Below are 5280 nucleotides of genomic sequence, written 5' to 3'. Positions count from 1 at the left end.
CATCAATCAAACGCTTGCGCAAGTCAATCGATAGAGGTCGCGTCATGAAGGCTGGCCTCCTTGTCCAGCCCTCAGTTTGAAGCACAATTCGCCATAAAAGGGAATCCAACCCGATTCAGACTTCTTGGGAAATGCTCTAGTTGCCTTGTCGCGAGCGGTGTCTGGATTTCATCAAGCAATTATTGGAAATGGGTGACGGAGTTTTAGCCCGTTTTATTGATGAGCTGTCAGGTTTTCTGGCCGACAATACCGGAACATGGTGTTCTGTTGCGTCATCGTGTTGCCTGCGCAGGCTAACTCTCAACACCGTAAGGGCAAACGGCGCCTCGAATGTCGCAAAGGCCCTTTGGACCGCAACTATCGATCCAAACATCGCAATCTCACACAAAGGCCTCTAAGAGCCCGATTTAAATGTAAATGAGTGATATCAAAAGGTTGTGTTACAACCGTCTTTGTCTAGAAGATGGAGGAGTGGGTGCCTTGTGATGATATCACTCGTCGGCAGCATGACGGGGTCCATCTGAGTTATCCAACCGATTTGAAGAATCGAGAATGGGCGATTTTGACCCCGCGGACCCCTGACACCACCTCTCGTATGTCGGCCACGCAAGGCCTACATGCGAGAGGTGGTGAACGCGCTCCTTGATATCGCGGGCAGGGGCTGTCAGTGGCGGGCGCTGCCGAAGGACGTTCCCCCAGCCTCGCCCGTGCGAGGCTATCTCTACTTCTGTCGGGATACCGGCCTTTGGCAGACGAGAAACCACATCCTTTCAGCAGCCACGCGGGAACTGGAAGGCCGTGAGGCATCTCCAACTGCCGGTGTCATCGACGCAGGCAAGTCCATTTATCTTGACCGGAAGAAAGGACTGGACCGTCGAGCACTCGAAATCTCTGACATCAAAAATCCTTTCGGAGCTTAAATCAAGTCAAGCCTGATTTGGATGCCCGTGTAGGAGGGCGTAATCTAAGATCCGTGAAATAATGAGCCATCATATTTCTGTCGGCAAGTGAAAGTCCTAAAAATGTACTCAAGTAATATTTATTGGAAGAAGTCTGCTTCCGTATAATATCGGCTTCAAAAGACCATCGAATAGGTTTTACTTGCCGAACGAATTAGAATAGGCCCCTTTCACCTGAGAGAAGCGGGGAAATTAGGGCGGGACTCGTTGTAGTGCGTCGAAAGGTACTCCAGGATCTCTGAGCGATCAGCTGCGTCGATCTCGGGCATTCCGTGATCTTCAACCATTGACTTCAACACCTCCGCCCATCCCTCACGCGTCAGACCTTGCTGAACGACTATCATTTCGGAGTGGCATGCAGTGCAAGTGTAATAAGTTGTCTCCGCTCCGCGGTCCATGTTCAGGTTTCCGAATGCGTCTACCGCGGAAGCTGTCGCGGGAACAGTGCCGTTTGCGCCAAAACCTGTGCTGTCAAAAACCTCCGGAGCGGCGCTGAATGAAGCGAGATAGGAAATCAGATTGTCCCGGTCCTCTTGCTTTCGCAGCCCAGCGAATGCCATCTTGGTTCCCTTGACCTCTTTTCGGGGTTTCGCAAGGAACGCATCCAGTCTCTCGGGCGTCCATTCTCCCCCGTATGCCTCAAGCGCCGGCGAATATCTATATCCTTCGACGGCCGCGACGGGACCGCTTACGATCCCGAAAAGGTTAGGACCGACCTTTCGTGCGCCGCCCTCTTCGACGGTATGGCACGCCGCACATTTCCGGAAAACTTTCTCGCCCTCGCCTGCGTCCGCGATGGCAGGCCCCGCGAACGACAAGGCCGAAAAACACAACCACGAAAAACCGCATACCGCCTTAACGATCCACATCCGAATGGTGGCCATGAGCATTTTATTCTCCAGTTACTGATCTTGTTCTTTAAAGGTCATGGATCGTATGCGAGTCCCACTGGATCAACTTGCGTGAACACCGACGCGGTGCAAGCTGTTGTTGAGATAGCCTTTCGGGTTCCAGTCGATGCCGAACGGTTGAACGTCCCCTGCGCTGTCTGTAGCCCGGGCCCATATCTCGTAATACCTGGGCTGTGCCAGTTCCAGTGTCGCGCGCCAGTTTTGCCATGCGCCCCTATTGACGGCCGGGTCGAGTTCCGCTGCGATCCAGGATGCTCCAAAATCCGTCGATATTTCGACCTTGGAAATCTCGCGATCCCCGGACCATGCATGGCCACGGACATCTGAAGACAACGCGACTTTTGCATCTTTCGCTGGGAATGTGATCAACGATTTGACGGGCATGCGCTCGATGATCACCATATCCTGATCCGCCACCTTCGCGCCCGGCGAAACTGGATAGGCGGGCACGCGATAGGATTTTCCGGTCATTTTCGCGCCGTCGTGAACACGGTCGCGTAATTGGATGCGTGTAAGCCACTTGTGGGAAGTGGAAGCCGGCCATCCAGGTACCACCAAGCGAAGCGGTGCGCCGTTCATCGGATGAAGCGGCGCTCCGTTCATCTCGAAAGCAATCAAGACGTTCTCCGTCATGGCCTTCCAGATAGGCAGCCCACGCGAAATTGGCGACCGGCTCGGATCGCCTGATAGGTGCCCGTCCGCCCCATAGTGAGCCGTGTAAATCGCGTCGGGGTGAACGCCAGCCTTGTCGAGAACATCCTTGAGACGTACGCCTGTCCATTGCGAACACCCTACTGCGCCGAAGCTCCATTGGTTGCCGCGCGTTGGTGGTTCGAAAGATCTTCGCCCATTGCCCGCGCACTCGATTACAAGAGCCTTGGTAACGACCTCGAATTGTTCGCGAAGGTCCTGGATCCGAAGATTCATCGGTTGCTCAACCAGTCCATCTACCGCCAGTACCCAAGCGTCAGAATTCGGATCTTCGGGAGGAAGTCCGTTGTTGCGAATGAAATGGCGCTCGGTCGGTGTTATTGCGTCGTCCAAGAGCTCCGGCGGCGTTTCAGCGTTGAGCGGACGGTCGTTCAGCAAGGTCAGTCCGCTTTTGCCGAACAATGGATCCTCGTCCGCAAGCGCTCGAGCGATGAAATCTCCTGACGCATCGTACTGAAAGGGCAGCGCGGAGCCCGCGAGCGCTCCCAAGCCAGCCAATCCAACCTGCGTCAAAAACGACCGTCTGCCCGGGGCCGCCGACAAGTGGGTCTCATTACAGCGCGGCCCCGCTCCCTTGAAGTGCTGGAATTCTTCGGCGGGGACTTTCGTCTCGTCGTATGCCAATACTTGCCTCGCACTACGAAATATTAAGAGGGCCTTTGCATCGCCCGAAAATCAGCAGGCAACCTGCTGTCCTGATTAGGTCCATACATCGGAAAGAACCATGATCCTGTGCCGAATGGCACACTGCGGTGGTCGCTTGATTTCGTGTCGGACATCCTGTCCGATGGTCGCCGCTTGCGTATGCTGTGCGTGATTGATGACTTCAGCCGGGAATGTCTGGCCTGTGTCGTCGACACATCGTTATCCGGAGAGTAGGTGACACGGGAACTCGACAATATCCCCGCTGCGTGGCTATCCCTGCATGGTGGTCAGCGACAATGAGACGGAACTGACGTCGAATGACATTCTGAAATGGCAGGAGGATCGATCCGTCGAGTGACACCACATCGCGCCCGGCGAGCCCATGCAGAACGTCTTTGTCGAAAGCTTCAATGGCCACCTTCGGGGCGAGTGCCTCAATGAGCACCTGTTCGCCAACTTGCGCCATGCCCGAGAGCTGACCGCGGCCTGGCGCGACGATTACAATCATCACCGCCCAAACACGAGCCTCAACGGGCTCACACCCTGGGAGTATTACCAGCGGTCAATAGAGGGCCAAACCCTGAACAAAGCGGACTAATAAACGCGGTCTCCAAGGGGAGCAGGTCACGGCTTAGCCCCGACTGAGATAAAAGTTTGCAACATTATTGTGTCGCTCGCGTTACAAGAAACGGAGATAGGACCTCGGCCGATTCTTCCTTTTCTCCACCTTTCTCGACAGCAACTAAGTTCTCCGAGGAGGTGTTCCTCATTTTTATTTTTGCTTCAAGAATTTTGTCAAAGTCGTTGTAATTATTGTATTTCATTGTTTTTATTTTCCTCAAATCATCTTGAAATATAAGCCTTACTTAAGGTTGCCCCGAAGCCTCGCGAGACTACTCTTTTCCGATGGAATTCAGAGCTCAATTCAATCAGTCAAGATGACCTGGTCTTCACTCCACAGTTGGCCCTTTTCATCGATAAATATTCTTTTGCCTTCGTCGTTTGTCGCAATGAACTGTTTGTCCCAAAACATGTCGGACCCAGAGGGATCATATTGAAACTCAAGCGCGCCTTTCGCGTTACGTTCAAACGCCGCGGGCCTCAGGCGGGCATGCGAGGGGACGAGTTCACTTGCTGCGACTATTTTAGTCCCGTCGGGCGAAAGTGCTTTCATGCTTGCGTTCCTGATCAAGTCTGATTTTGCTGTAAGAGATTTTGAGTGAGCAGGTCCATACACAACGGGCATGGTGTCTGGCGCTTAGCGCCGTTGATCAGCTGTTCGGTCAAAAAGCGCATCAGATCGGACCATCGGGAAACGCCAATCTTGGCGAAGGCGCTGTTCTTATGAAGTTCTGCTGCCTCTGGGCGGATATGAAGAATGTCGGGACAGTCATGAACGCCGGCCAAGCCGGGCGACGGCACTTTCCTCAACCGTCAAGCTCCAGGCTGCAAAATGAGTGCCCTGCACCGTCGCAGATGCTTCAGAAGCCACTTTGATTTGATGTTGAAGTTTCAGTGAGCGGTTCATCTTGCCCTCGCCACGCTGTGCTGCCGATGATCCATATCTTAAGAACTGATGCCGAATTGACCTGTGACAATCAGCACACAGTGGGAGAATGTCGCAAACATTTCATTCTGCCCGAAAAATTCATAGTGGTTGGCGGTTCTTTTCGGCGTTGTTGCATTGATCTGATTGGTGGCCGCATGACAGTCGTCGGTCGACTTCTGAAGCTTTGAGGGCGCCGTTCAAACACTCAGCGTTGCGTCGCCACAATATTGCGAAATTTGAAGTGCTCCCGGAAATCCGAACAGGTTTCTAAGGTGTATCCCACTGATTTGAAGGGATACGAGAATGGCGAAACGCCGGAATTTTTCGGACGCGTTTAAGGCGAAAGTCGCGCTTGAGGCTTTGCGCGGTGACAATACGATCCAGGAGATCGCAGCCAAGGATCAGGTACACCCGATCCAAGTGAGCACGTGGAAACGACAGGCTGTCGAAGGTATGGCGGATGTGTTCGCCCGTTGTGGCAAATCCGAGGGGCCGACGGAAGCGG

4 protein-coding genes and 2 pseudogenes are annotated in these 5280 nt (G+C 53.7%); 3 read left to right on the top strand and 3 right to left on the bottom strand.

Annotation, left to right across the window (positions count from 1 at the left end):
• Positions 1-463: 463 nt before the first annotated feature.
• Positions 464-833, top strand: a pseudogene (locus ABJZ52_RS17660) (transposase); the annotation flags it as partial.
• Between the two features lie 296 nt (positions 834-1129).
• Here ABJZ52_RS17660 and ABJZ52_RS17655 read toward each other — a convergent pair.
• Together ABJZ52_RS17655 and ABJZ52_RS17650 are read right to left on the bottom strand one after the other, a co-directional pair.
• Positions 1130-1828 carry a cytochrome c family protein gene (locus ABJZ52_RS17655; RefSeq protein ID WP_348186594.1) on the bottom strand — a complete coding sequence of 233 codons (699 nt, stop codon included), beginning with the start codon at positions 1826-1828 and terminating at the stop codon, positions 1130-1132.
• A gap of 84 nt (positions 1829-1912) precedes the next feature.
• The gene (locus ABJZ52_RS17650; protein ID WP_348186592.1) at positions 1913-3124 is read right to left on the bottom strand and encodes a sulfite oxidase; all 1212 of its coding nucleotides are present in this window, start codon (positions 3122-3124) and stop codon (positions 1913-1915) included.
• A 207-nt stretch (positions 3125-3331) separates the two neighbouring features.
• Between ABJZ52_RS17650 and ABJZ52_RS17645 the strand changes: the two are divergent.
• A pseudogene (locus ABJZ52_RS17645) lies at positions 3332-3824 on the top strand (integrase core domain-containing protein); the annotation flags it as partial.
• Positions 3825-4151: 327 nt separating this feature from the next.
• Here ABJZ52_RS17645 and ABJZ52_RS17640 read toward each other — a convergent pair.
• On the bottom strand, positions 4152-4400 hold the full coding sequence (locus tag ABJZ52_RS17640) for a hypothetical protein (RefSeq protein ID WP_348186590.1): 249 nt from the start codon (positions 4398-4400) through the stop codon (positions 4152-4154).
• Positions 4401-5078: 678 nt separating this feature from the next.
• Between ABJZ52_RS17640 and ABJZ52_RS17635 the strand changes: the two genes are divergently transcribed.
• Positions 5079-5280, top strand: a 202-nt coding sequence (locus ABJZ52_RS17635) for a transposase (protein ID WP_348186588.1), incomplete at its 3' end; no start/stop codon positions are given.

It is taken from the genome of Roseibium sp. (assembly GCF_039982295.1).
Lineage (GTDB): Bacteria > Pseudomonadota > Alphaproteobacteria > Rhizobiales > Stappiaceae > Roseibium.
Note: the sequence above shows the minus strand (reverse complement) of the source record. Positions and strands in the feature narration are given on the sequence as shown.

Coding starts and splice junctions, on each gene's coding strand:
- ABJZ52_RS17655 (WP_348186594.1), bottom strand. CDS start 1,828: ATGTGGATCGTTAAGGCGGTATGCGGTTTTTCGTGGTTGTGTTTTTCG.
- ABJZ52_RS17640 (WP_348186590.1), bottom strand. CDS start 4,400: ATGAAAGCACTTTCGCCCGACGGGACTAAAATAGTCGCAGCAAGTGAA.